The following is a 24988-nucleotide window of genomic DNA, read 5'->3' as shown; positions in this document are numbered from 1 at the left end:
TTATCCCCCACGTCTGGGCAGGTCCCGATGCATTACTCACCCGTCCGCCACTCGCCACCCACAGTATTGCTACTGCTGTGCTGCCGTTCGACTTGCATGTGTTAGGCATGCCGCCAGCGTTCAATCTGAGCCAGGATCAAACTCTTCACTTAAGTTTTCGACCGCATCCCCACCCGAAGGCAGGAACTTGATCTATCTTTCTGAAGCGTTAGTCCTAACCATAAAACGTCAAGCTTTTGAATTGACTCTTAGGTTAGACGCTTGCATATATGGACAGAGTTACCATCCACCGCAAGGCGCCCACACAAGTCACCTGCGCACACTGTCAAAGATCAATCACTTGCGACCGTTTCTTCTCGATCGCCCCGAGACGTTTCGCCCCGGGTGAGCCGCCCATTCTACATCGATCTTTCTGTCCGTCAACACCCGATGCGAAAGATTTTTCAACGCGTCGGTGGCCGAGGAACCTTCAACGGAGGGCGTCTCGTCGAAGGGGCGAGAATCATAGCGCCCATCCAAGAAGCTGGGAAGGGGTTGGCCCTAAAATTTTTCAGCACGATGACACTCAATGTGGACGCTACACTCGCGCCACCCTCACTCATCAGAGCCGATAAGCAATGAAACGCCTGCTAGCGCCGTTGTTGTTCGCCATCGCTGGATGCGCCACTGCCGCATCGCATACTTCCGCACCCGCCGTAACGCTACACGGGCAGCGCTTTTCTACGGAATTAGCCACCACCGACGCCGAGCGCGCCCGCGGCCTGATGATGCGCACCGCGCTGGCCGCCGATCATAGCATGCTGTTCGTCTTTCCGGATATCGACCAGCGTTACTTCTGGATGAAGAACACGCTCATCCCGCTGGACATTCTTTACTTCGACGCCAACCACAAACTGGTCTCGATGCAGCTCGATGTACCCCCATGCAAGGCAGACCCCTGTCCGAGCTATCCCAGCGACGCGCCCGCGCGCTATGTCCTGGAACTGCCTGCCGGCACAACGAAGCGCATCGGCGCATCGATCGGCGATGAATTGACGGTGGAGGGCGCCGTCGGCACGGTGCAGTGAGTGTCTGCTGCGGCCAGGTCATGCGCGCAAGGCACGCCGACGCGATAGGGGATCAGCGACTCGGGATGCAGGCTGGCCAAAGCATCCCAATCGTCTTCGAACGGTATGAATTGCTGCATGTGATGACTCCCTGCTTGCTGCGCCCCTCCTTCAGGGGGGGCGCAGAACCATCACAACACACGGCTCGGTCAAGAAAATGGCAAATTCGGGCCGCTTACGGACGAAGTCGGGAGGAAATCAGTCAATCTCGACCATCTCGAAGTCGTCCTTGGTTGCGCCGCAATCGGGACACGTCCAGGCATCTGGCACGTCGGCCCAACGGGTGCCTGGCTCGATACCCTCTTCGGGCAGCCCTTCGGCCTCGTCATAGATAAAGCCGCAGACCACGCACATCCATTTACGCAAGTTGCCGGTTTCGGTGGAGCTCTGACTCATCGGTGCGCTGCTTGATAAAGGGAACAAGAGTCGCATTCTCGCAACTCCATAGGCCGTGCGAAAGCGTACGGCGGCAACAGACCACAGCTTATGCATCCCAAACTTCAACATCACGGCCTGTATGTCATCACCGACGGGCCGCGCGACGACCTTCTGGCCGCGGTAACGCAGGCGCTCGCCGGCGGCGCTCGCCTGGTGCAATACCGGGACAAGACCACTGACGGAGACCGGCGCTACACCGAAGCCTCCGCACTCCGACAGCTCTGCACCAGCCACGGCGTACCGCTAGTTATCAATGACGACGTCGCCCTGGCCGCGGCGGTTGACGCCGATGGCGTACATCTTGGCGAAACCGATGCCGACCTGGCCGCTGCGCGCGCCGCGCTCGGCGCCAACGCCATCATCGGCGTCTCCTGCTACGACTCGCTGGAACGCGCCCGCGCGCTGGCTTCGGCCGGAGCGGACTACATCGCGTTCGGTGCCTTCTTCCCATCGCCAACCAAACCTCACGCGCGCCGCGCGCCGCCTGAGCTGCTGCGGCAGAGCGCCGCGCTGGGTCTACCGCGAGTGGCGATCGGCGGCATCACGCCGGACAATGGCGCTTCCCTGGTCGAAGCCGGCGCCGATTACCTCGCCGTGATCTCTGCGGTGTTCGGCGCTACCGACATACGCGCCGCGGCCCAACGCTTCACCGACCTTTACACCTCGACTTCCGGAATCGCACGATGACGACCAACCACGAACTCTTCCAGCGCGCCAAACAGCTGATGCCGGGTGGCGTGAATTCGCCTGTGCGCGCGTTCAAGTCGGTCGGCGGCGAACCGTTCTTCACCGCCCGCGCGGATGGCGCCTATCTGTGGGACGTGGAAGGCAAGCGCTATATCGACTATGTGGGCTCGTGGGGTCCGATGATCGTCGGCCACAACCATCCGCATGTGCGCGAAGCCGTCGAGCGCGCGGTGAAGAATGGCCTTTCCTACGGCACACCTTGCCCAGCTGAAATCACCATGGCGGAAACCATGACGCGCCTGGTGCCGTCGATCGACATGGTGCGCATGGTCAATTCGGGTACCGAAGCCACCATGTCGGCCATCCGCCTCGCCCGCGGCGCCACCGGGCGCAGCAAAATCGTGAAATTCGAGGGCTGCTACCACGGCCATGGCGACAGCTTTCTGGTGAAGGCCGGCTCCGGCGCGCTGACTTTCGGCGTGCCGACCTCGCCGGGCGTGCCGAAGGCAAACGCCGACCTCACGCTCACCCTGGCCTATAACGATCTCGATGCCGCCAAAGCCCTGTTCGCCGAACACGGCAGCGACATCGCCGGCCTGATCATCGAGCCGGTCGCCGGCAACATGAACTGCATTCCTCCCAAGGAAGGCTATCTGCAGGGCTTGCGCGAACTATGCACGCGCCACGGCGCACTGTTGATCTTCGACGAAGTGATGACGGGTTTCCGCGTCGCACTCGGCGGCGCGCAGGCGCATTACGGCATCACACCCGACCTGAGCACCTTCGGCAAGATCATCGGCGGCGGCATGCCGGTGGGCGCGTACGGCGGCCGCCGTGACCTGATGGAACAGATCGCTCCAGCCGGCCCGATCTATCAGGCCGGCACACTGAGCGGCAACCCGGTAGCCATGGCAGCCGGCCTGGCCATGCTGGAACTGATCCAGGCACCGGGCTTCTACGACACGCTGGCCTCTCGCACGCGTCTGCTTACCGATGGCCTGCAAGCCGTGGCCGACGGCGAAGGAGTGGCATTCAGCACCAATCGCGTCGGCGGCATGTTCGGCCTGTTCTTCACCCACGAGAAGGTAGAGAGCTACGCCCAGGCCACTGCAGCGGATACCGCTATGTTCAATCGCTTCTTCCACGGCATGCTGGAGCGCGGTGTGTATCTGGCGCCGTCGGCGTTCGAAGCCGGTTTCCTGTCCAGCGCGCATAGCGACGACGACCTCGCCGCCACCCTGGAAGCTGCCCGCCAGACATTGCGTGCAATCCGCGCCGGATAAACCTACCGATGAAGCCGGCGCTGCACTGCGTACTGTTCGATCTCGATGGCGTGCTGGCCGATTACGACAAGCAAACACGGATCGAACACCTCGCGCACGCCATCGGCCGCACTGCGGAAGCAGTGCACGCCGCCATCTATATGTCCGGCATCGAAGAAGCCGGCGATAGCGGCGCGCTCGATACCGCCGGCTATCTGGACGCCCTCAGCACCTATCTGAGGTGTCCAGTGACAGCGGCAGACTGGGTTGCGGCGCGCCGTGCCGCAACCAGGATTCGCCCCGAGGTGCTCGATATCGCTTACGCGGTAGCCAGCCGCATACCTGTCGCCCTGCTGACCAACAACGGCCAATTGATGGCAGACACCCTGCCGCAGATTGTGCCGGCGCTGTTTCCTCTGTTTGCCGGCCGAGCCTTTGCCGCCGCGCAGTTCGGCGCAGCCAAACCAGAGGCCGCTGCCTTCCTCGGCTGCCTTGAGCGCCTGCGCACGACGCCCGCCGCCACCTTTTTCATCGACGACAGCATCGCCAACGTGGAAGGCGCGCGGCGGGCTGGGCTGCATGCCCATCACTACCAGTCACTTGAAGACATGAAGCAGGCTCTGGCCGAATTCGACCTGCCCTGAATCCCCTTCCAGCCAAGCTATGCTGCCGGCCAGCATCGGCAAGGGCTTCAGGAGCGCCGCATGAGCAGAACGCCACACAGCACAATCACGCTGCCCTTCCGTCCCGCGGCGGGGGCACCCTGGAGGGCCCGCTGGTTCCACATCATTTTCGGCCACGACGATGCACCCGGCCGTCTGTTCGACGTGGTGCTGATCGTCGCGATCCTGTCTAGCATCCTAGCGACCGTGCTCGACTCGGTGTCCGATCTGCACGACCGCGCGTCGCAGCTGTTCTACGTGCTGGAATGGGTATTCACCATCGCCTTCACTGCGGAGTACCTGATGCGCATCGCGGTGGTGAATAAGCCACGCGCCTACATGCGCAGCTTTTTCGGCATCGTCGATCTGCTCGCCGTATTGCCGACCTATCTGAGCCTGCTCCTGGTCGGCAGCCAATACCTGCTGGTGGTGCGTGCTCTACGCATCCTGCGCATCTTCCGCATCCTGAAGATGACGCGATATGTGGACGAGTCCAATCTGCTGTGGTCCACCCTGGTACGCAGCCGGCACAAGATCCTGATCTTCGTCAGCACCATTCTCACCCTGGTGCTGATCTTCGGTGCGCTGATGTATCTGATCGAAGGCCCCGGCAACGGCTTCAGTAGCATTCCCAAATCGATGTACTGGGCCATCGTGACCATGACCACGGTGGGCTTCGGCGACATCACGCCGCACACCATGTTGGGCCAGATGCTGACCTCGGTGATCATGCTGGTCGGCTACAGCATCATCGCGGTGCCGACCGGCATCTTCGCCGCGGAACTCGCGGCGGGCATGCGCGAAGCGCGGCGGCGTATCCGCTGCGCTTCCTGCCGGCTGGACGACCATGAAGCCGACGCGCACTTCTGTCGCCGCTGCGGCACCGCGCTGGAACACGGTGCCGACTGAGCAGGCTCACTTCTCGCGCGGAAAGTCCTGCAGCGCGGCACGCAGGCGCGCCAGCCCCTCCGCCACATCTTCATCGGTGATACTGAGCGGCGGTACGAAACGCAGTACATCAGGACCCGCCTGCAGCAGCAGCAGGCCATGCGCGGCCGCGTAATCCAGCACCTCGCCTGCGCGACCTTTGTAGGATTCGCCAAGCACCGCGCCCAGCATCAGGCCGCGGCCGCGTACCTCGGCAAACAAACCCAGCTCCGCGTTGATCGCCGCCAGGCCATCACGCAGCGCCTGCGATTGCTTCTTGACGTTCGCCATCAACGCCGCCGACGACAGCTTGCGCAGCGCCACGCGCGCCACCGCGGCACCCATCGGATTACCGCCGAACGTGGTGCCGTGTGCGCCGTACTGCATCACCTCGGCCACCTTGGGGCCAGCCAGCATCGCGCCGATAGGAAAGCCGCAGCCCAGTGCCTTGGCCAGCGTCACGATGTCCGGCTTTACACCGTCCTGCACGTGCGCGAACAAGGTGCCGGTACGGCCCATGCCGCACTGGATCTCGTCCAGCACCAGCAAAGCGTCGTACTGATCGCAAAGCTCGCGCACGCGCTGGATAAAGCCCGGCGCCGCCGGCAGCACGCCGCCCTCGCCCTGCACCGGCTCCAGCATCACCGCAGCCACGTCACCCTGCGCGAAGGCGGCCTCGAGCGCGGGCACATCGTTGAAATCGAGATAGCGGAAACCGCCGGGCAGCGGTTCGTAGTTCTCCTGATACTTCGGCTGCGCCGTCGCGGTGACCGCCGCCAACGTGCGTCCGTGGAACGAGCCGCGGAACGTCACGATCACACGCTGCTCCGGCGGACGGCCCTTGGAGGCCGCCCACTTGCGCACCAGCTTGATCGTGGCTTCGTTCGCCTCCGTGCCCGAGTTGCACAGGAACACGCGCTCGGCAAAACCGGAGGCCGTCACCAGCTCCTCGGCCAATCGCAGCGGCGGCTCGGTATAGAACACATTACTGCTGTGCCAGAGCTTGTGGGCCTGTGCCGTCAGCGCCTCGACCAGGTCCGGGTCCTGATGGCCCAGCGCACTCACGGCGATGCCCGCGCTGAAATCCACGTACTCGCGCCCTTCCGTATCCCACACCCGCGCGCCTCGGCCATGATCCAGTACAACCTCGCGCGGTCGGTACACCGGCAGCCAGTAGCGCTTGCCGAGATCGATCAGGGAGGAAGGCTTCGAATCCTGCGGGTGCATGAAAGACTCCTGGCATGGCCGTTCGGCAACGCCATCAAAGGGATCGGGGAATGGGCCGCGCCAGCGGCGTGTGCTCGCAGCGCGGTGCATGCATCGTAGAACCTGCGCCCCGCCTTTTCCATGCGCGGCCGTTGTTCACTCCTGCGATGCACTGTATCGCCAGGTTTACAGCCCCCGCATGCCACGGAAAAGCCCGCTGTTATCAGCCTCCGCGCGACATGGCATACCGGGTCCCGGCACAACGATGAAACACCAGGCCGCTGCCATCCCATCGGCAACTTGTTGAAATGACTGCCATCGCGACATGGCAAGCCACTGGCACGGCGCTTGCTCCAGATATCAGCGATTCCGACTCAGCTTTGCGCCGTCGCAGGACGGCCATGTGGGCGGTAACCCGGCAACCCCTGTGGCCGGGCACCAACGGAGGCCCCGGCCGCCCCCTGTAGGCCGGGGCCCTCCGTCTTTTTTGTCCCGGAGAACGACGATCGCCTAACGCAGATCGTCCAGCGCCAGCCGGTGCTTTTTGCACAGGCGATAGATGGTGACCCGCGACACCTTCAGGCGGCGGGCGCATTCGCTGATATTGAAGCGGCACTCGCGCAGGCAATTGATCACCGCGTCGCGCTCGGCGGCCACGCGTGCGCTGCCCAGGCTGGTGCGCGCTTCCAGCAGGTGCGGCACATCGGCAAGATCAAGATCGGCCGCGGTGATCAGCGCATCCTCGGCCACCACCGCCGCACGCTGCACACGGTTGAGCAATTCGCGCACGTTGCCCGGCCAGGCGAAATGGCGCATGGCTTGCCGGGCCGCACTGCTGAAAGCACGCGCATGCGTCGCGTGCTGTTCGCGGAACGCATCGAGGAAGTGCTGAGCCAGCAGCACCACATCGTCTTCGCGTTCGCGCAGCGCGGGCATATGCAGGCGCAATACGTTGAGGCGGTAATACAGGTCTTCGCGAAAGCGCCCCTGCTCCACCGCTCTCTCCAGATCGACATGTGTCGCCGCCAGTACCCGCACATCGAGCTTGATCGACTGGCTGCTGCCGACACGCTCCAGCGTGCCCTCCTGCAGAAAGCGCAACAGACTGGTCTGCGCATCCATCGGCAGGTCGCCGACTTCGTCCAGGAAAACCGTGCCGCCCGCGGCGGTTTCGAAGTGGCCGATACGCCGCGCATTGGCGCCAGTGAAAGCGCCGCGCTCATGACCGAACAATTCGGACTGCACCAGGTTCGGCGGCAAGGCGCCGCAATTGATCGCTGCGAACGGGCGCTCGCTACGCATGGAAAGACCATGCAGCGCGCGCGCGGCCACTTCCTTGCCAGAACCCGTTTCACCGGTGATCAGCACCGGCAACTCTACGGGTGCGTATTTGCGCACGCTGGCGGTCACCGCGCGTGTGGCCTGACTGTGGCCGGTAATGCCGACATCGCCAGGCTCCAGAGTCGGCACCTCACCGCCGAGCTGCGCCAGCGAATCAAGCAGGCGTTGCAGATCCACCGGCTCCGTGAAGAAATCGGCGCTGGCCTGCAGGATCCGGCTGACCGAGGGTTCCTGCGCCGGCATATCCGGCGCGATCAATGACAGCCACGGCAAGCCGGGGTGATCGGCCATCATGCGTTCCATTGCCTCGATGCTCGCCGCGTCGCCCTGGCGCAGATCGGCCAGTGCCACCACCGTGTTACCGTTGCGCATACCCACGCCGCCATGGCTACCCGCTTCAGCGACGCGGATGAACCAACCCGCCTTGGTCAGGCGTGCACGCTCGTTTCCTGCTGGCTGACCAAACCAGACGATGCAACGTCTGGTGTCCCCCTTCGTCACAGCCATCGAGCCCTCCCCACCTGCTCTCAGGTTTTTGGACGGTTAGGTGCACGCATCCAGCTGCACCGGGCGGTCACTTCCGCAGGCGGCCACCCCCTTGGCTGCTACAGAATGGTGATATGCATCACACAATATACATCTGCGCCAATGACAGGCACCCGACAAATGGGTGGGTCGACTCGGCCAGAAGTTCGAGGCCGGAAGTCGGGGAAAACGGCCGGAAATACCGTAAAAACATGCGCCGGCCGCCACTGCGGTGGTGGCCGGCAGTACTCACCACACGCCGGTGTTGGGCATCGATGCCCACGGCTCCTGCGGCGACAGATGGCCGTCCTGCAATAGCTCGATCGAAATCAGGTCGGGCGAGCGCACAAAGGCCATGTGCCCGTCGCGCGGCGGGCGATTGATGGTGTAGCCCATCGACTGCAGATGCGCGCAGGTGGCGTAGATGTCTTTCACCTGGAACGCCAGATGGCCGAAGTTGCGCGCGCTGCCGTAATCCTCTTCCGAACCCCAGTTATAGGTCAGCTCGACCTCGGCCTCGGGCGACTCCGGCGCGGCCAGATAGATCAGCGTGAACTTGCCGGCCTCGCTCTCGATGCGGCGCGTTTCCTTCAAGCCAAGCCCCTCGCAGAAGAAACGGAGACTGGCATCGACGTCGCGGACGCGGACCATGCTATGCAGGTATTTCATGACCTTCCTCTCTCGGTGAAACGGCACGCGCTCAAAGCCGCACGTGCCTTTGAATCAAAGTGGCCAGCCGATCCAGTGCGGCACGATCCGCCGGCTCTGGTACGCCATGGGGATAGACGCGCATCAACCCGTCGTCCTCCAGCCGCGGCTGCACATGCAAGTGCACATGCGGCACCTCTTGCCCGCCGGCTTCGCCATTGGACTGCCACAGGTTGAGGCCCGGCGGATCGAAGCTCGCATACAGCGCCTTGGCCACCTGCGTGGCCAGCGCCATCAACTCACCAGCCAGCGCGGGTTCCAGCGCCGCTATGTTTTCCACGTGCTCGCGCGGCACCACCAATACATGGCCCGGCACCGCCTGCCGCAAATCCATGAACGCAACGGCTGATGCGGTCTGCGCCACCACACTCGCTTCCAGATGCCCCGCGACGATGGCGCAGAACGGACAGTCCACCGCACTCATCCCAGAAACAGATCGGGCAGCAACGACTGCGAGGCATCCATCGCATACAGCGCGAAATCGCTGATGCCTGCTTCGCGCAACACATCCTCGTCGATCAGGAAGCGGCCCGAGAAGCCGGCCGCCTGACGCGTCAGCACCGCATGTGCGGCATCGGCGACGATCTCCGGTTTGCGGCAGCGCTCGATCGGCACGCCCGGAATCATGTTCAAGGCATCCGTCGCAATGATGGTGCGCGGCCACAGCGCATTCACCGCCACGCCCTTAGGGCCGAACTCACCGGCCAGCCCCAGCGTAACGAAGCTCATGCCCATCTTGGCCAGGGTGTAACCGGTGTGCGGCGCCCACCATTTCGGATCCAGCGTGGGCGGCGGCGCCAAGGTCAGGATGTGCGGATTGGCCGCCTTCAGCAGATGCGGCAGGCAGGCCTGCGCGCACAGAAAGCTGCCACGCGCATTCACCTGCTGCATCAGGTCGAAGCGCTTCGTCGGTGTATCCAGCGCGCCGGCCAGCCAGATCGCGCTGGCGTTGTTGACCAGGATATCGATGCCGCCAAAGGCTTCCACCGTCGCGGCCACCGCGGCCTTCACCTCATCCTCTTCGCGGATGTCGCACTTCAGCGCCAGCGCTTTGCCGCCGGCCGCCTCCACTTCCGCCGCCGCCGTATGGATGGTGCCAGGCAGCTTCGGATTGGGCACGCTGCTCTTGGACGCGATGGCGACGTTGGCACCGTCGCGCGCAGCGCGCAGCGCAATCGCCAGACCGATGCCACGCGACGCACCAGTGATAAACAAGGTCTTGCCGCTCAAGCTGCCCATGGCTATTGGCCTTCAATAGAAAGCACACAGTGTAGGAGCGCGCCCTGTGCGCGAAAAGCCGGAGCAGTGTCGCGGCTTATCTGCAGCATGGACCGCCAGAGAAACGAGCAAGCCGTCACTCGCCCAGGCACATCGGCATCAGGCCTTCTGAAAGCGCGGAAGAATGTCGCGCAACTCGGCCAGGCGGCGCACCGGGTCCGTCAGCTCCAGCATGCGCTGCTGTTCCTCTATCTGCAGGGGCAACAGTTCCGCGAGCCGGAAGCCCACCCAGCTCGCGTTCTCGTAATCGCTGCTCGACGCATGGCGCCACTGCGGTGCCATGTTTTCGATCAAGCGCCCCAGAATGGTCTGCAACAGGGCGAACTCGATCGGGACAGTTTGCGTAGCCTCTTCAGGCCACAACTCCACCTCACCCGTCACCAGGCCATCCGAACGCACGCGGGTCCGCGATACATGAAAGCGCCCACCGCCTTCGGCGACGATGCCGAGCAGACCATCTTCGCGATTGCTGAAGTCAGTGATCCGCGCCAGCGTGCCCACCGCAGCTGGTACCGCAGGCGCGCCAGCCTCCTGACCCTGCAGGATCAGGCAGACGCCAAAACTGCTGCCAGCGCGTGCACAATCACGCACCATGTCCAGGTAACGCCGCTCAAAAATGCGCAGCTGCAACTGCCCCTGCGGATAAAGCACGGTAGCGAGCGGGAATAGCGGTAGTGCGGAACGCGGGGGCTGGGCAGCCATGCCGGTCAGTGTAGCCAAGCCGTCCCGCGCAGGCATCCAGTAGGTGACAGGCATCACTGGACGATCCGCTCCGTCCGCCGCACATTGTCATAACGATCCAGGGAGCCATCAGGGATGTCCATGTCCGCCGATCTGCCGATCACCCTCGTCGATCCCGTCAGCCTGCCGGGAACGCACGCCGGCCCCGTGCTACGCGTGGAGGCGCTGCGCAAATCCTTCGGCAAGCGCGAGGTATTGCAGTCGCTTGACTGGAGCGTACCTGCCGGGCGTGTGATTGGATTGCTGGGCCGTAACGGCGCCGGCAAGACCACCCTGCTGCGCTGCCTGCTCGGCCTCTCGCCCATCGACAGTGGACGGGTCGAGCTGCTGGGCGAGCCGATGCTGGAACCCGGCGGCGAACGTATGCATCGCATCGGTTTCGTGCCGCAGACCTTTGATCTGTTTCCGTGGATGAGGGTGCGCGCCTATCTGGATTTCACCGCGGCGTTCTATGCGCGCTGGGATCACGCCCTGGTCACACGCCTGCTCGACAGTTGGCAACTCGATCCCAAACAAAAGATCGGCCAGCTCTCGCAGGGTCAGCGCCAGAAGCTGGCGATCGTGCGCGCCATCGCACCGCAACCCGACCTGCTCGTGCTCGATGAACCCGTGGCGAGCCTGGACCCGCAGGCGCGCCGCGCCTTCATGGCCGAACTGCTCGACCTGATGCGCAGGCCCGGCAAGACGGTGATCTTCTCCACCCACATCACCGCCGACCTGGAACGCGCGGGCGCCGACATCGCGCTGCTGCGCGACGGACGCATCCAGTTCACGCGGCCACTGGCGGAATTGCGCGAACGTTTCCTGCGCGCCGTGCTCAACCGTGCGGAGGGCTGGAGCAGCACACCCTCCATCGCCGGCCTACTCAAAGCCAGCACCAGCGGCGCCGACCTGCAGTTGTTGCTCGAAGACCCAGATGCGAATGACCTGCAGGCGCTGGCCGCCTCGCTCGGCGCCAGCCTGCGCATCGAAACGCCATCACTGGAAGACCTTTTCGTGGAGCTCGCATGAGAGCGGTGTGGCAACTGTGGCTGCAGTTGTGGAAGCGCATGCCGGTGCTGGTCGTGCTCGCCATCCTGATGTGGCTGGGCGGCCTGATTTTCATTGTGATGAATCCGTATCACTACCGAGGATCGGTTTTTGTCGGCGTGGCCCTCTCGGCGTTTGCCTCTTGGTTCTGGCATATCGGCCAGGGACAGGCCCTGCGCGGCCTGTGCAGGCCAGAGAGTTTTCTCTTGCCCGACTTTCAGCGACGACTCGCCTGGCTGGGCGCGATCAGCGTGTTGCAATGGGTGATCCTGCCGTCCCTGCTGGCCGCCCTGTTTGCACCTACGCATGGCATTCTGATCGCCGCCGCGCTGCTGTTCGTTGCAGCCATGGGCCTGGCCACTGGCTGCGGCCGACGCGTGGGCCTGCTGATTTGGGTGGTTTTCATTGCAGCAGGCTGGATGCCTCAACTCGCGGGCCAGATCGTGAAGGTCGCACTGATCTCGCCGTGGACAGCGCCACTGCTGATCCTAGCCACCGTGCTGCTATTGCGCATGACCTTGCTCCCCTTGCTCCATATCGACGATCGCGAGGTAGAGCCATCTCCGCTGGAGAACGCGAACCTCGGCCGCACCGCCACTGTCGACGGCACACCGCAGCCGCGCGGCGCCATCGGCAAGCGCATAGCAGGGCTGTTCGACTACGTCGCGCAACATGCCATGGAGCTTGCGTTGCGGCGTTACAGGGAACGCCCGACCGCCCCGCATAAACTCATGCTGGTACGCCGCCTGCTGCTACCACACGACAACCCGCAAGCCATCGCGCTGCGACTGCTGCTGGTCGCCGGCATGGTCGCGATCTATTTCTTCGTGATCATGCATCGGCAGCATTTCAACGCCGCCGTGGTGGGCGCCTACGCCATCCTGCTAACCATGACCCGCTTTCCGCAGCTTGGGCGCGGCATGCTGCGTATGCGCCCAAACCTCGCCGACCTCTATCTCACCCTGGCGCCAAGGACACATGCCGAGTACCAGAAGATGCTGGTGGACGCGCTGTTGATCCTGGTGCCAATCAGCGTGCTCACCGCTCTCGCCTACACCCTGCTCGGCAGCGTGCTGGTGCATGCCGCGGAGCCTGGACGAATGCTATTGACCGCGGCCATCGTCGCCTCCTCAGCCAGCCTGGTAGCGCTGGCGGTCCATCTGATCGGCCCCGAGGGCAGCTTCGGTCGCGCCGCTATCAATCTGGTGGTGCTACTCGGCTCGATGGCGATGTATTGGGGCGGCTACTGGCTGATTGGCGCGATCGGCTATGCGATCGGCGGTATCACGCTGGCGGTGGTGACCATCAGCTTCGGTGGCGGCGTGTGGTATGCCGCGCAGCGCGAATATCAACGCCGCACACCCTGCTTCGACGCGCCGCTGGTCTAGGGACCCTCTGATCTATTCCGCGTAGGCGTCATAGATCAGAGGATCCCTAGCCGCGCAGCACTTCGACAAAACGACGCGGCGCGCCTTCAAAGCCGCCGTTCGACATAAACACGACATGGTCGCCGGCCTGCGTCTGCTCACGTAGTGAACCGATCAAGGCATCCACCGTCGGTGCCGTCGCGCCGCGCCCATCGAGTGCGTCAGTGACGCGCTTCGCATCCCACGACAACTCGGGACGATGCAGAAACACCACCGCATCCGCGTTCGTCAGCGACGGGGCCAACCCGGCAGCGTGCGCGCCCAGGCGCATGGAATTAGAGCGCGGCTCCAGCGCCACCAGAATGCGCGCCTTGCCGACCTTGGCGCGCAGGCCAGCGAGCGTGGTGGCGATCGCCGTAGGGTGATGCGCAAAGTCGTCGTACACGCGCACGCCATTCACTTCGCCGACCAGCTCCATGCGGCGCTTGACGCTTTCAAAACTGCCGAAGGCCGGCAACAGCGAGTGCGGATCCGCGCCTGCCGCTGTCGCCGCCGCCAGCGCGGCCAATGCATTCATCACACTGTGGTTGCCCAGCAGCGGCCAGTGCACTTCGCCGATCAATTCACCGTTGCGATGCACACGGAAAGCCGAACCATCGGCCTCGATCAGCGTGGCCTGCCAGTCGCCCTGGCCAATGCCGAAGGTCTCCACCGGCGTCCAGCAACCCATCGCCAGCACCTCGGCGAGATAGGCGTCATGTGCATTGACGATCAACCGGCCATTCCCCGGCACGGTGCGCACCAGATGGTGGAACTGGCGCTGGATCGCCGCCACGTCGGGAAAAATATCCGCGTGGTCGTATTCGAGATTGTTGAGAATCGCGATGCGTGGCCGGTAGTGCACAAACTTGGAGCGCTTGTCGAAGAACGCGCTGTCGTACTCGTCCGCCTCGATCACGAAGTGACGGCCCTTGCCCAGCCGCGCCGAGATACCGAAATTGCCCGGTACGCCACCGACCAGAAAACCCGGCGCCAGCCCAGCGCTTTCCAGCAGATGCGCCAGCAGGCTGGTAGTAGTGGTCTTGCCATGCGTGCCGGCGACCGCCAGCACTTCGCGACCGGCCAGCAAGGTCTCGCCCAGCCACTGCGGACCCGAGACGTAGCGCAGCTGCTCGTCGAGCATGTATTCGACGGCGGGATTACCGCGCACCATGGCATTGCCAACCACGATCAGATCCGGCTTGTCATGTCCCGGCGAAGCCTGCAGGTATTCCGCCTTGTAGCCCTGCATCAAGCCGATGCCCAGCGCTTCGAGTTGATCGCTCATCGGCGGATAGACGTTGGCGTCGGAGCCTTCGACCGGCAGCCCGAGTTCGCGCGCCAGCGCGGCGACGCCGCCCATGAAGGTGCCGCAGATGCCGAGAATATGCAGACGCATGGAAAACCTGTTTTAGCTGTATGCGGCGGCCGCCGCCCAGAAAGAACGGGCCGCTCGATGGCGGCCACCCATAAAACAACGGGCCGCTGAGTCGCGGCCCGTGGAGATCAGCCGTTGACGGTGGCCGATTCCTGCTTGAGCGCCTGCTTGATGCGGGCAGTGACGTCGTCCAGCTTGCCCACACCGTTCACCACCTGCAGCTTGCCGCGCTTCTCGAAAAAGTCGGCCACCGGAGCGGTCTGCTCGGCGTAAACCCTCAGGCGGTCGCGCACCACGGCCGGATCGTCGTCCTTGCGGTGCTCTTTCTCAAAGCGGATCTCGCAGCGGGCGATGATGTCCTCGTTCGGCACATCCAGCTTCACCACGGCATCCAGCGGCTGCCTGATCTTGGCGAGCAGGCCGTCGAGCGCGCTGGCCTGCGCCAGGTTGCGCGGATAGCCGTCGAGGATGAAGCCGTTCTTGACGTCGTCCTCCGCCAGGCGCTCTTCCAGCATGGCCAGCAGAATGTCATCGGAAACCAGGTTGCCCGCATCCATCACGGCCTTCGCCTTGAGGCCGGTTGGCGTGCCCGCTTTCACCGCCGCGCGCAGCATGTCGCCGGTCGAGATGTGCGGCACACCAAGAGCTTCCTTCAGGATCGCCGCCTGAGTGCCTTTGCCCGAGCCGGGCGGGCCGAGTAGGACGAGTCGCATAATGCTCCACGAAGTCCGCGGGCCGCCGCACGTTGCCGCGGTCGCTGGATGCAAGAAAAGAGCAATCAAAGTAGCGTCTGCGGGGGGTGCCGTCAAACCGGAAAAAGCCGTATCAGGCGCCAAGTCACTGTTGTGCAAGCAGTCTTCCCCTGTCACAAAATGTCGCACCGCATCAGCCACCCCTCGGAGCACGCGCTTATGAAGCCTCAATCACGCCCCGCCGCCGGCTGCCTGCTGTATGCCCAGTCGGGCGGCGTCACCGCGGTGATCAACGCCACCGCCGCCGGTGTTATCGAGGCGGCCCGTGCCAAGGGCGTAAAGGTGTACGCGGCGCGCAACGGCATCCTCGGCGCGCTGCGCGAAGAGTTGATCGACACCTCGAAGGAAACCACTGCCGCCATTGCCGCCCTGCGCCATACGCCCGGCGGGGCCTTCGGCTCCTGCCGCTACAAGCTCAAGTCGCTGGAAGCCAACCGCGCCGAGTACGAGCGCCTGATCGAAGTGCTGCGCGCGCACGACATCCGTTGGTTCCTCTACAACGGCGGCAATGACTCCGCCGACACCGCACTGAAAATCTCGCAGCTCGGCAAGGCCATGGGCTACGACATCCGCTGCATCGGCGTGCCCAAGACAGTGGACAACGACCTGGCCGTGACCGATTGCTGCCCCGGCTTCGGCTCGGTGGCGAAATACACGGCGGTGTCCGTGCTGGAAGCGAGCCTCGATGTCGCCTCCATGGCCGATACCTCGACCAAGGTCTTCATCCTGGAAGTGATGGGCCGCCACGCCGGCTGGATCGCCGCCGCCGCCGGGCTCGCCGGCGAAGGCGCCGACGCCCCGCCGCACCTCATCCTGTTCCCCGAGCGCGTGTTCGACGAGGCCGCCTTCCTGGCCAAGGTGAAAGCCACCGTCGAGCGTGTCGGCTGGTGCACCGTGGTCGCCTCCGAAGGCATCCGCAACACCGAGGGCCAGTTCCTCGCCGAAGCCGGCACCCGCGACGCCTTCGGCCACAGCCAGTTAGGTGGCGTCGCCCCGGTGCTCGCTTCGCTGGTGAAGGAAAAGCTCGGCTACAAATACCACTGGGCGCTGCCCGACTACCTGCAACGCTCCGCCCGCCACCTCGCCTCGAAAACCGACGCCGAACAGGCGTACGCCGTCGGCAAAGCCGCTGTCGACTACGCCCTGGCCGGCAAGAACGCCGTGATGCCGGTGATCGTGCGCAGCAGCGATGCGCCGTATCGCTGGAAGATCGAGCCGGCAGAACTCACCAAGATCGCCAACCGCGAAAAGAAGCTGCCCAACAGCTTCCTCACCCGCGACGGCTTCGGCATCACCGCCGCCGCGCGCCGCTACCTCGCACCGCTGATCCAGGGCGAGGCGCCCTTGCCCTACGGCAAGGACGGACTCCCTAAATATGTGCAACTGAAGAACCTCGCGGTGGAACGCAAGCTGCCTTCGTTCAAGCCGTAACCGGCACGACGGCGGCGCGTTCGGCCAGCATCGCATCCACCAGGCGGTCGACCGCCACCTCGGCATTGCGCAGGGACTCGGCCAGCGCGTCGCCGCCGTATTCGTCGTACTCCACCGCCACCGTGCGCAGATCGGTGATACCGATATAGGCGAAGGCCGTGCGCACCGAAGCCTCGACATGATTCATGGCTGCGATGCGACCGCCCTCGCCATAACCGTGGTCGCCGCGCGAACTCAACAACACCAGGGTGCGCCCCTGCCCCGCCAGCATCGGCCAATACGACTGGCCGGCCCGCCCTCGATCGAAACCGAAGGTGCGCCCGACCCGCACGATGTTGTCGATGTAGGCCTTGAATCCGCTGGGCACGCCGAAGTTGTACATCGGCACCCCAGCCACGATCACGTCGGCGCCCATCAACTCATCCACCAGCGCATCGCTCTCGGCCAGACGCTGATGCATCCACGGCATACGCTGCGCATGCGGCGTGAAGGCCGCATGGATCCACGCGCCATCCACTGGCGCGGGCAGGCAATGACCAAGGTCCCGATAAAGGCAGGTATCGCCGGCCGTCGCGTGCCAGCGTTCGATAAAGCGCGCACTGAGGCGGCGTGTATGCGAACCGAAACGATGCAGATCCGAGCGACCGCCGCGAGCGCTAGCGTCCAGGTGCAGCAAGGTGGTCATGTGTACTCCCATGCATGAGTTGATTTCATGGGCACATGCTGATCGCAACACCTTTCGCTGAAAAACGATCTTTTCTCAGCGCATACCTCAGTAGAATTCATCCATGGAATCCAGCCGCCGACGCCTGCCGCCGCTATCCGCCCTGCGCGCCTTCGAAGCGGCGGCGCGACATCAGAGCTTCCGCCTCGCTGCCGCCGAACTGTCGGTGACCGCCACCGCGATCAGCCATCAGATCCGCCAGCTCGAAGCGTTGCTGGGCGTGCCGCTGTTCGAGCGACAGGTGCGCAAGGTCTCCCTGACCGCCGAAGGCCGCGCCCTGTTTCCGGCGCTGCGCGACAGCTTCGACGCGATGGCCGTGGCCGTCGCCCCGCTATTGCAACCCAAGCGCCGACGCATGCTGACCGTATCCGCCACGCCGGCTTTCGTGGCACGCCTGCTGATCCCACGCATCGCGGATTTCCAGGCGCGCCATCCTGATCTCGACCTGCGCCTGCACGCCTCGACCCAGGTTGTCGACTTCGCCGCGCAGCAGATCGATGCCGCCATCCGCTATAGCAAGGGCAACTATCGCGACCTGCACAGCGAGCAACTGCTGCACACCAGCTTCGCCCCCATGTGCAGTCCGCGCCTGACGTTGCGCACGCCGAAGGATCTGTCCAGGCATCCGCTGCTGCATTTCCAGTGGCAGCCCACCTTGCCGGAGCCGCCCGACTGGCCCGCGTGGGCGCGACATGCCGGACAAGCCGCCGCGGGCTTCCATCGCGGCGTCACCTTCAGCGACGAGACTCATGCGATCGATGCCGCCATCGCGGGACAAGGCGTAGCACTGCTGAATACCGCCCTGGTCGCGGATGACCTGACCAACGGAACACTAGTAATGCCGTTCGGCCCCGAACTCGACGGCTTCGATTACCACCTGGTCCGCCCGGCGCATGCACTGGGCGATCCCGCTATCGATGCACTGCGCGCCTGGCTGCGGGAGATCGTGTCGGCGCAACCGGCACCCAGCCGTGCTGTCGCACGCAAACGGCTGCGCAAATCCACGTAGCAACCGATGTCGTGCAACATGGCTTCACTGCAAGAAACGGCTTAGTCCAACGCGGTAGTCCGAGTATTCCTGGATGGTGTTGTGATCGGCCTCGGGCACCACTTGCTGTGACGGCGGCGCGGTGAAGCTGGCTGCCAATACCGCAGTGCGTTGCGCGGCAACGAGCTGATCTTCTCCTGCGCGTAACAACAGCACGGGGCAGCGCACCCGGGAGGCATAGCGCCAGGATTCAAAGCGTTCCCGCGCAAGCCAGTTGACCGGCATCAGCGGATAGAACGACTGCGCCACTCTCACCATGCTGTCGAAAGGTGTCACCAGCGCCAGCCGCTCCACGGGTCGTTGTGCCGCGAGCTGGATTGCCACGCCACTGCCCAGGCTACGCCCGATCACCGCTACTTCAGTGTGCTTCGGCGACACCTGATCGAACAGCACCAGCGCGTCAGATACCAGTGCACGCTCATCCGGCTCGCCATCGCTACGGGCGTAACCGCGATAAGGCAGAAGATAGATCGTGCGCTGTGGAAACCATCGCGCAAAGTCTTCCCTCGCATCCTCGATGCGCTCGCCATTGCCTCCGAAGTACAGCAGCGCCCGTGGCTGTCCTGGATTCATCACCCAACCACGCAGAGTCAAACCCTCATGAACCAGCGTGAAGTCGGGAGGGTGGTGCAGGCGCCAGGTTGCTTCCGGGTGATACACCATGTGTCGCTGATTGAAGTAGAGCAAGGCGCAACAACCCGCATAGAACAGAAACGCCAACGCCGCCATCGTTGCGATCACGCGCCAGAACATGCGTCAACGAGCTCTTTCAGACGAAATTGACGTGCGCATATTGTCCACCGTCTCGATGTGGGTCACCTTGCCCGCCTTCAGGGTGATGCGGATGGCGTGCCGATAGGCTGCCTCATGCATCGATTCCTGGCTGGACAAAACGAGATCTCCGTTGAACCACTCGGCGAATACCGGTGCCTTCGTGCTGACGCCAAATACATCATCAAGGGTCACTTTGCGGCAGTCCGTCTTGAGCGCGGCGCCATCGCTGCAAAGCCAGGATTCGATATCCAATAGATAGAGCCGATCGTCCTCCAACTGCCAATGGCCGATGTAACCGCGATCGCCATCGGCTTCCACAAGAGGAGCACGCATGAAGTGTGGACGCACTTGTCCGCCTGTATAACGCTGATCTAAAGGTTGCGTCGCGAGACTGTAGGTCATGCCATGCCATTCCAATCGCTCGGGTGGCAAAGCCGTGGCGTGCAGCAGGCCGAGCGGAAAGCCCAGCAGCAGCCACCCCAAAGCTATCGGCCATCCGCTCTTGCGCATCGGCATGCCCCTCTTGACTGACGCAGCTTGCCACAAGGTCCTGCGCTAGCCAGTAAGCCTTTCGGCCAAACCTCAGGTCGCTGCTTCGGCAGGCAAGTCAAAGAATCCCACCTGCCTCAGCAACACATCCGCCTGCTTACGCCAGCGTGCGCCGGCTCGCGGCATGCTCGGCTGCCGCGGCATCGTCGCCGGCCTGCAAAGCCTTGGCGAACAGATTGGCGAAGTCCGCATGCAGCAGCGCGAACGAAGGCTGCACGTCCGAGGCAATCTGCAACTGGGCCAGGTCGTACTGCTCCGCGTCGAGCTGCCTGATCGCTTCCTTCATCACCTGCTCGGCGGCCTTGCGATGCGTGTCTGCCAGCGCCAGCAACTGCGTCTGTTCGCGGCCCAGGCCGCTGGCCTGTAATTCGCGCCAACGGCGCTCGATATCCAGGCTGTTCGACTGGATCAGCGTCCTGGCCTCCTCCACCGCGGAAGGCAGGCGTGTGAGGCCGGCGTGAGTCAACGCGTTGAGACTGTCGCTGTAGTTGTTTTGGATGCGCCCTACATCCGAGACCGGACTCAGCGAGTCAGTCACCAGTGCGCGCATGCGCTGGTCAGCGCGCAGCAGGGAGGCGATGGCCGCACCACCGACTAGCAACATCAGCAGCAACAGGCCTGCCAGACGCAGGATCAGGCGGACACGAAGTGACAACGGGGGCAGCGACCGCCAAAGGCGGTCCAGATCACGAAATGGGCGCATGCAGAACCTTGGGGGAATACGGGGGAACCTGCCCCTGCATCGGCAGCCCCCAGCCAGGCTTTAGAGATAATTACCTTTTAAATCATATGCTTCAATAAAATAAACAAGCCATGTCGAGGCGATGACAGCTGAGCCGCAGCTTAAACAGACAGCCTGGCGAAAGGCCTTCCATTCAGACGTGATTTCCTACGATTTGTCCTACCCGCGGTTGGCCATCGGCCACCGGGCGCCCGAGGAGCGCATATGAAGAAGACCTTTTCCAAACTATTTGTTGCCCTCGCCCTGCTCGCCGGCAGTGGCGTGGCGCTGGCCGACAACGATGACGGCCGTGGCCATGGACACGGCCACGATCGCGACCATGGCCGCGGTCACGACCGCTGGCGCGACGACCGCCGTTACGACCGCCACTACTACCGCGACGACCGGCGCTACTACGGCTATCACCACCGCCCGCATTACTGGGCGCGCGGCGAGCGCTACTACGGCCCCACCTACATCGTGCGCGACTATGGCTACTACCGCCTGCGTCCGCCGCCGCGCGGCTACCACTGGGTGCGTGACAACAGCGACTACCTGCTAGTCGGCATTGCCACCGGCATCATTCTCGACATGGCCATTCGCTGATCCCGGCGAAGGTGTTCCACATACAGGCGATGCCTCCCCGGCATCGCCTTTTTTATGCGCGGAATGCACCGATGCGTTGCGTCGCACAACAAAACGGTCGCCAACCTCTGCCTATACTCGGGGGACCGCCCGCAACAGGCGGCCATCGCGGTGAAGCCGGCGGCAACACCGCATAGAAAGCTAACAACCGATGGGGAGGCTCCGATGCTGCAGCAGTTTGGCTTGTGGATCGTGCTTGCATGTGCGGTCGTGGCAGTTCTGTATGGCGCGCTCTCGGTGCGCTGGATCTTGGCAAAATCACCGGGCAACGAACGCATGCAGGAGATCGCCGCGGCGATCCAGCAAGGTGCGCGGGCCTACCTCAACCGGCAATACGCCACCATCGGCGCGGTAGGCGTGGTGCTGTTCCTGATTATCGGCTTCGCGCTGGACTGGGGCACCGGGATCGGCTTCGCGATCGGCGCGATATTGTCCGGTGCTACCGGCTATATCGGCATGAACGTGTCGGTACGCGCCAACGTACGCACCGCTGAGGCCGCGCGCAGCGGGCTCGCCGCGGCGCTCAACGTCGCCTTCCGCGGCGGCGCCATCACCGGCATGCTGGTGGTCGGCCTGGCGCTGTTCGGCGTCACGGCTTACTACGCCGTACTCCGTCATCTGGGCTACGAGAGCATGCACGCGCTGCATGCATTGGTCGGCCTGGCCTTCGGCTCCTCGCTGATCTCGATCTTTGCCCGCCTCGGCGGCGGCATCTTCACCAAGGGTGCTGACGTCGGCGCCGACCTGGTCGGCAAGGTGGAAGCCGGCATTCCGGAAGACGACCCGCGCAACCCCGCCGTGATCGCCGACAACGTCGGCGACAACGTGGGCGACTGCGCCGGCATGGCCGCCGACCTGTTCGAGACCTACGCGGTCACGCTGATCGCCACCATGCTGCTCGGCGGCGTGATGGCCGAGCAGACCGGCAGCAACGGCGTGCTATTCCCGCTGGTGCTGGGCGGCGCCTCGATCATAGCCTCGGTCATCGGCACCTTCTTCGTGAAGGCGCGCGGCCCGAAGATCATGAATGCGCTGTACGCCGGCGTGGCCGTGTCAGCCATCCTCGCCGCCATCGCCTTCTGGCCGATCACCAGCCAGCTGATGAGCGAATCGGCCTACGGCGTCGGACATCTCTACGGTTGCGCACTGATCGGCCTCGCGCTGACCGGCGCGATGGTGGTGATCACCGAGTACTACACCGCCACCGAGTACGCACCGGTGCAGCACGTCGCTCAGGCGTCCACCACCGGCCATGCCACCAACATCATCGCCGGCATCGGTGTGTCGATGAAATCCACCGCGCTGCCCGTGCTGGCAGTATGCGCGGCGATCTGGGGCTCCTTCGCCCTATGCGGCTTGTACGGCATCGCCATTGCCGCCACCGCGATGCTCAGCATGACCGGCATGATCGTCGCCCTGGATGCCTACGGCCCCATCACCGACAACGCCGGCGGCATCGCCGAGATGGCCGACATGCCGCCGGAGGTCCGCGGCGTCACCGATCCGCTCGACGCCGTGGGCAACACCACCAAGGCGGTGACCAAGGGCTATGCGATCGGTTCGGCCGGCCTCGCCGCGCTGGTGCTGTTCGCCGACTACACGCACAACCTCAGCCAGCACCTCAACATCACCGACTTTCGCTTCGACCTCTCCAACCACTACGTGATCATCGGCCTGCTCATCGGCGGCCTGATTCCGTATCTGTTCGGTGCGATGGCGATGGAAGCGGTGGGCCGCGCCGCCGGTGCCGTGGTGGAAGAAGTGCGCCGCCAGTTCCGCGACATCCCCGGCATCATGCAAGGCACCGCCAAGCCGGATTACTCGCGCGCGGTGGACATGCTGACCAAGTCGGCGATCAAGGAAATGCTGGTGCCTTCGCTGCTCCCGGTGCTGGTGCCCGTGATCGTGGTATTCGGCTTCAAGTGGCTCGGCGGTGCGGAAGCCGGCGCGCAGGCGCTGGGCGGTGTGCTGATCGGCACCATCGTCACCGGCCTGTTCGTGGCGATCTCCATGACCACCGGTGGTGGTGCGTGGGACAACGCCAAGAAATACATCGAGGACGGCCACCACGGCGGCAAGGGCTCCGACGCACACAAGGCCGCCGTCACCGGCGACACAGTCGGCGATCCCTACAAGGACACCGCCGGTCCGGCAGTGAACCCACTGATCAAGATCATCAACATCGTGGCGCTGCTGTTGATTCCGCTGCTTTGATGGCATCAAAGACCGGGGAGCAGAACATGCGCCCCGGTTTCCAACGGAACACTCACAAGAGTTCTACAGCGACTTCTTCTTTTGGGGACGGTGGAAGAAGAACGGCTTGCTACGGCAGATCGGCAACATGCTCGAGCTTCAGGCGACGCAGGACCCGTCCACGCATTGCATCCGGCATCACTGCATGACGCACCGCGAGTGACACGCGGCTGCCGAATTCACCACCCGGCGTGGCAACAAAGGCCACCTGATTTCCCGTCGCCGCATCAACCGCCAGCCCGGTGATCACACCTTCGTCGTTTATATCCAGCGCCTGCGCCAGCAGGCCGTCGTAGCCGGGCACGCGCAGGTTGAGGTCGGTCATGTGGCCGTTTTCCCACAGGAAGGCGTGGCAGCTGGCGAAGTGCGCAGTACACGACAAGCCCACCACCTGATCACGCACATTGATGGCGAATGCTTGGCTGTGCACATCGTTGGGATAGAGCGTGCCGAGATCCTTCATGCCACCACGGCGTGTCCACAAGAAGGCGTGTTCATGCATCGCTCCGCCATCGCCCGCCGATACGTTGGAGAAGCCCACGACGTGGCCTTGCAGGTTGATCGCCATCGGCGTGTTCCAGGCAACCCCGCCAAGATTGCCGATATCGATGACCTTGCCGTTCTGCCACAGCACCGCATGGCGCGCAGTAAAGCGGCCGACGGCCTGGTCGCAAGTACCCGAGATGCCGACCATCTGGCCTTTGTCATTGAGCGCAGTCGCCGCACCGGAGCTGTCGCCATCCAGCAAGGGCAATTCGCGCAGCTGATTCGGGCCGGGACCCCACACCACCGGACGGAACTGCAACACCTGGCCGCTATGCAGCGTGTCGCAGCTGGGATCGTGAATCGTGTTCTCGGCCCAGCCGGTGATCTGGCCCAGATCGTTCACGCCGGCGGCAAAACCGTTGTTGCCGCCCAGCGTGGGCAGCGCACGCATATGGCCCCAGGCCCACACGAAACCCAGACAAGTACTGCTGGTCGCCGTCGCCCCCGGAAAGAACGCGGAGCAACTCCAACTTTCACCCAGCGGATCGGGCTTGCCGGTCTGTGCGATACCGGCGATTAGCCCGAAGTTGTTCTTGGCCGGCCATTGGATATCGCTATTGAGACCACCCAGCGTGCCGAGGTCATAGGCCGTGCCGTTCAACCACAGCGTGGCGTGTCCGGCCTGATCGCCGCCCAGATTGGCCACGCCACTGACCAGGCCAAGATCGTTGATGCTGTTGGCCGAGCTGAAGGTGCCGCCCAGCGCAGGCAGCTGGGAAACGCGGTACGAGGTTTGGCCCCAAGCCAGCGCAGGCAACGCTGCGGTACAGGCCATGGAAAGAACAAGATGTGAAAACCGGCGCATACGACCCTCCTTTGTGGTGATGCTGGAGGTCCGCAGGGTGGTGCCG

25 protein-coding genes and 1 rRNA gene are annotated in these 24988 nt (G+C 63.9%); 11 read left to right on the top strand and 15 right to left on the bottom strand.

The genetic code is table 11. The annotated features are described in order from the left end of the window. Positions 1-152, bottom strand: a 16S ribosomal RNA gene (locus tag BM338_RS18370); the annotation flags it as partial. 465 nt (positions 153-617) lie between these two features. On the opposite strand from BM338_RS18370, the gene BM338_RS18365 reads away from it, so the two are divergent. Then, on the top strand, positions 618-1067 hold the full coding sequence (locus BM338_RS18365) for a DUF192 domain-containing protein (RefSeq protein WP_177229407.1): 450 nt from the start codon (positions 618-620) through the stop codon (positions 1065-1067). A 237-nt stretch (positions 1068-1304) separates the two neighbouring features. Here the strand turns inward: BM338_RS18365 and BM338_RS18360 are convergent, their stop codons facing one another. Next, the gene (locus BM338_RS18360; RefSeq protein ID WP_090453472.1) at positions 1305-1502 is read right to left on the bottom strand and encodes a rubredoxin; all 198 of its coding nucleotides are present in this window, start codon (positions 1500-1502) and stop codon (positions 1305-1307) included. Between the two features lie 90 nt (positions 1503-1592). On the opposite strand from BM338_RS18360, the gene thiE reads away from it, so the two are divergent. Genes thiE through BM338_RS18340 form a run of 4 tightly spaced genes read left to right on the top strand, consistent with a single transcriptional unit; the run spans position 1593 to position 5064 of the window. Continuing rightward, on the top strand, positions 1593-2231 hold the full coding sequence (gene thiE, locus BM338_RS18355) for a thiamine phosphate synthase (protein ID WP_090453470.1): 639 nt from the start codon (positions 1593-1595) through the stop codon (positions 2229-2231). Continuing rightward, positions 2228-3514: a glutamate-1-semialdehyde 2,1-aminomutase gene (gene hemL / locus BM338_RS18350; protein ID WP_090453468.1), complete on the top strand. Its 1287-nt coding sequence runs from the start codon at positions 2228-2230 to the stop codon at positions 3512-3514. The genes thiE and hemL overlap by 4 nt, the downstream gene beginning before the upstream one ends. Positions 3515-3522: 8 nt before the next feature. After that, a complete protein-coding gene (locus BM338_RS18345) occupies positions 3523-4137 on the top strand; it encodes an HAD-IA family hydrolase (protein ID WP_090453466.1) in 615 nt (204 codons plus the stop codon). 60 nt (positions 4138-4197) lie between these two features. After that, on the top strand, positions 4198-5064 hold the full coding sequence (locus BM338_RS18340; RefSeq protein WP_090453464.1) for an ion transporter: 867 nt from the start codon (positions 4198-4200) through the stop codon (positions 5062-5064). A 6-nt stretch (positions 5065-5070) separates the two neighbouring features. Here the strand turns inward: BM338_RS18340 and BM338_RS18335 are convergent, their stop codons facing one another. From BM338_RS18335 to BM338_RS18310, 6 genes are all read right to left on the bottom strand, one after another. Further along, a complete protein-coding gene (locus BM338_RS18335) occupies positions 5071-6309 on the bottom strand; it encodes an acetylornithine transaminase (protein ID WP_090453462.1) in 1239 nt (412 codons plus the stop codon). Positions 6310-6798: 489 nt separating this feature from the next. Beyond that, on the bottom strand, positions 6799-8136 hold the full coding sequence (locus tag BM338_RS18330) for a sigma-54 dependent transcriptional regulator (RefSeq protein ID WP_090453460.1): 1338 nt from the start codon (positions 8134-8136) through the stop codon (positions 6799-6801). A gap of 267 nt (positions 8137-8403) precedes the next feature. Next, a complete protein-coding gene (locus tag BM338_RS18325) occupies positions 8404-8823 on the bottom strand; it encodes a VOC family protein (RefSeq protein WP_090453458.1) in 420 nt (139 codons plus the stop codon). Between the two features lie 31 nt (positions 8824-8854). Next, positions 8855-9286 carry an HIT family protein gene (locus BM338_RS18320; protein WP_255367363.1) on the bottom strand — a complete coding sequence of 144 codons (432 nt, stop codon included), beginning with the start codon at positions 9284-9286 and terminating at the stop codon, positions 8855-8857. Beyond that, entirely contained in the window at positions 9283-10101 is an 819-nt protein-coding gene (locus BM338_RS18315; RefSeq protein ID WP_090453456.1) for an SDR family oxidoreductase, read from the bottom strand. Before BM338_RS18315 ends, BM338_RS18320 begins: the two co-directional genes overlap by 4 nt. A gap of 138 nt (positions 10102-10239) precedes the next feature. Continuing rightward, positions 10240-10842: an LON peptidase substrate-binding domain-containing protein gene (locus tag BM338_RS18310; protein WP_090453543.1), complete on the bottom strand. Its 603-nt coding sequence runs from the start codon at positions 10840-10842 to the stop codon at positions 10240-10242. Positions 10843-10956: 114 nt separating this feature from the next. On the opposite strand from BM338_RS18310, the gene BM338_RS18305 reads away from it, so the two are divergent. Both BM338_RS18305 and BM338_RS18300 read left to right on the top strand, forming a co-directional pair. Further along, positions 10957-11892: an ABC transporter ATP-binding protein gene (locus BM338_RS18305; protein WP_255367362.1), complete on the top strand. Its 936-nt coding sequence runs from the start codon at positions 10957-10959 to the stop codon at positions 11890-11892. Further along, positions 11889-13298 carry a hypothetical protein gene (locus BM338_RS18300; protein ID WP_090453454.1) on the top strand — a complete coding sequence of 470 codons (1410 nt, stop codon included), beginning with the start codon at positions 11889-11891 and terminating at the stop codon, positions 13296-13298. Before BM338_RS18305 ends, BM338_RS18300 begins: the two co-directional genes overlap by 4 nt. Before the next feature lie 46 nt (positions 13299-13344). Here the strand turns inward: BM338_RS18300 and mpl are convergent, their stop codons facing one another. Then, positions 13345-14715, bottom strand: coding sequence for a UDP-N-acetylmuramate:L-alanyl-gamma-D-glutamyl-meso-diaminopimelate ligase (mpl, locus tag BM338_RS18295; RefSeq protein WP_090453452.1), 1371 nt, complete (start codon positions 14713-14715; stop codon positions 13345-13347). Between the two features lie 107 nt (positions 14716-14822). Further along, a complete protein-coding gene (locus BM338_RS18290; protein ID WP_090453450.1) occupies positions 14823-15407 on the bottom strand; it encodes an adenylate kinase in 585 nt (194 codons plus the stop codon). A gap of 198 nt (positions 15408-15605) precedes the next feature. Here BM338_RS18290 and BM338_RS18285 point away from each other — a divergent pair, with 198 nt between their 5' ends. Then, positions 15606-16877 (top strand): 6-phosphofructokinase, encoded by a 1272-nt coding sequence (locus BM338_RS18285; RefSeq protein WP_090453448.1) that lies wholly within the window; start codon positions 15606-15608, stop codon positions 16875-16877. On the opposite strand, the gene BM338_RS18280 is transcribed toward BM338_RS18285, so the two are convergent. After that, entirely contained in the window at positions 16867-17562 is a 696-nt protein-coding gene (locus tag BM338_RS18280) for an FMN-dependent NADH-azoreductase (RefSeq protein WP_090453446.1), read from the bottom strand. The genes BM338_RS18285 and BM338_RS18280 overlap by 11 nt on opposite strands. Before the next feature lie 103 nt (positions 17563-17665). Here BM338_RS18280 and gcvA point away from each other — a divergent pair, with 103 nt between their 5' ends. Beyond that, on the top strand, positions 17666-18610 hold the full coding sequence (gene gcvA / locus BM338_RS18275) for a transcriptional regulator GcvA (RefSeq protein ID WP_090453443.1): 945 nt from the start codon (positions 17666-17668) through the stop codon (positions 18608-18610). A 24-nt stretch (positions 18611-18634) separates the two neighbouring features. On the opposite strand, the gene BM338_RS18270 is transcribed toward gcvA, so the two are convergent. The 3 genes from BM338_RS18270 to BM338_RS18260 form a co-directional block, all read right to left on the bottom strand. After that, complete coding sequence (locus tag BM338_RS18270) at positions 18635-19402, bottom strand: alpha/beta hydrolase (protein ID WP_090453441.1); 768 nt, start codon at positions 19400-19402, stop codon at positions 18635-18637. 3 nt (positions 19403-19405) lie between these two features. Then, entirely contained in the window at positions 19406-19939 is a 534-nt protein-coding gene (locus BM338_RS18265; protein WP_090453439.1) for a hypothetical protein, read from the bottom strand. Between the two features lie 130 nt (positions 19940-20069). Then, positions 20070-20627, bottom strand: a complete 558-nt coding sequence (locus BM338_RS18260; protein ID WP_218156380.1) for an MCP four helix bundle domain-containing protein — start codon at positions 20625-20627, stop codon at positions 20070-20072. A gap of 291 nt (positions 20628-20918) precedes the next feature. On the opposite strand from BM338_RS18260, the gene BM338_RS18255 reads away from it, so the two are divergent. After that, positions 20919-21299, top strand: coding sequence for an RcnB family protein (locus BM338_RS18255; protein ID WP_090453435.1), 381 nt, complete (start codon positions 20919-20921; stop codon positions 21297-21299). Positions 21300-21503: 204 nt separating this feature from the next. Beyond that, positions 21504-23552 carry a sodium-translocating pyrophosphatase gene (locus BM338_RS18250; protein ID WP_090453433.1) on the top strand — a complete coding sequence of 683 codons (2049 nt, stop codon included), beginning with the start codon at positions 21504-21506 and terminating at the stop codon, positions 23550-23552. Between the two features lie 109 nt (positions 23553-23661). Here the strand turns inward: BM338_RS18250 and BM338_RS18245 are convergent, their stop codons facing one another. Next, a complete protein-coding gene (locus BM338_RS18245) occupies positions 23662-24942 on the bottom strand; it encodes a hypothetical protein (protein WP_090453431.1) in 1281 nt (426 codons plus the stop codon). Positions 24943-24988 lie beyond the last annotated feature (46 nt).

This window comes from Dyella sp. OK004 (assembly GCF_900114495.1).
Classification (GTDB): Bacteria; Pseudomonadota; Gammaproteobacteria; order Xanthomonadales; family Rhodanobacteraceae; genus Dyella_D.
Note: the sequence above shows the minus strand (reverse complement) of the source record. Positions and strands in the feature narration are given on the sequence as shown.